Here is a 1,170-nt window from a genome sequence, read left to right on the forward strand (position 1 = left end):
ATTTATACCTCACGCGGCGAGAAATGAGGCTTCGTCGAAGGATTGAAAACTGAGCGTCATCAGGGACTTCATCTTGTCAGCGTGATCAGTGGCGGTTCGATCGAGGCAATCGTCAATCGCTTGTTGAAAGACTTGAAAGTCTTTGTGATGCCGGCCTCGCAACGCCTTTGATTTGGTGAATTTCCATACTCGCTCAATCAGGTTGAGATTCGGCGAATACGAGGGCAGGAACAGGAGTTGGATTCCGTGCCGGGCCGCTTCCTCCTTCACCTGACGGCAATGTTGATAGCGGGCGTTATCCAATACCAGCGTCACCGGTCTCGTCATTCCGGCGGCGATCTTGGCGAGCAGTTCCGTCATCGTGTCCGAAGACACGCGGGTAGTGTTGGAGATGCGGATTGGTTGGCGGGTGATGGCGTTCCAGGCGCCGAGGACATTGTGCCGCTGCCGGCCCGAGGCGCCGCGAATGAACAACCGGGCCGCGCACCAGACGCAGCACAAAAACGCCCCGCGCACGAAATGCGCCGCGTCCACGAAATACACGTCACGCCGGCCGGCCGCGGCCTCCGCCAGAGCCGGCTCCAATTGTTCACGCCGGAAAACGGCCTGCGTTTCCACGTGCTCCGCGACCGTCTTTTTCGGCGGCAAAGGGACCGCCGCCACGCGACGGTGTTTCAAGCCGAGTTTTTTTGAGAAACTTCCGCACTTGGGTTTCGCCACGCCGCAGGCCTGTCAGTTCCCTGATCCGGTCGGCGGCTTCCGCAACCGTGTGCGGCGGGCGTTCGCGAAACTCGTTTTCCAGTGTGGTCCGATGCCGCTCCAGTTCACTTTCCGGCTTGTGCCAGCCAAGTCGGCGAAGACCGTCCGGACCCTCCCGGCGAAACAAGGCAATGTGCCGGGCAACCGTCGCTTTCGACACGCCCGCCAACTCGCCTGCTCGGACCTGTGTTTCGCCGTGGCCAATCAGCCAAAGCACTTCCATCCGGCGCTGCACATGTGGATCGGGGTGGTCGTAGCGTTCCCGTGACAACTCGGCCAGGACGTCGTCGCTGAAAACAAGCGTCGTTCGAGCAGACATGCCGGACTCCATTCCGGGTGTTGAAGATGAACACTCGAATACCGGACGCTGTCGAATTCCGCAAGACCTCATTCATCACCGCGTGTGGTATA

The 1,170-nt window shown here is 59.7% G+C and carries 2 protein-coding genes; both read right to left on the reverse strand.

What is annotated here, in order from left to right; all coding sequences use genetic code 11:
• Nucleotides 1–9 precede the first annotated feature (9 nt).
• Nucleotides 10–618 (reverse strand): IS630 family transposase, encoded by a 609-nt coding sequence (locus BGIM_RS60080; RefSeq protein WP_020467906.1) that lies wholly within the window; start codon nt 616–618, stop codon nt 10–12.
• Nucleotides 590–1,078 carry a helix-turn-helix domain-containing protein gene (locus BGIM_RS62355; protein ID WP_020467907.1) on the reverse strand — a complete coding sequence of 163 codons (489 nt, stop codon included), beginning with the start codon at nt 1,076–1,078 and terminating at the stop codon, nt 590–592. Before BGIM_RS62355 ends, BGIM_RS60080 begins: the two co-directional genes overlap by 29 nt.
• Nucleotides 1,079–1,170 lie beyond the last annotated feature (92 nt).

The organism is Zavarzinella formosa DSM 19928 (assembly GCF_000255705.1).
In the GTDB taxonomy this organism is placed as follows: domain Bacteria; phylum Planctomycetota; class Planctomycetia; order Gemmatales; family Gemmataceae; genus Zavarzinella; species Zavarzinella formosa.

Excerpts from the sequence above, each read along its gene's own strand:
- BGIM_RS62355 (WP_020467907.1), bottom strand. The coding sequence starts at position 1,078 with ATGTCTGCTCGAACGACGCTTGTTTTCAGCGACGACGTCCTGGCCGAG.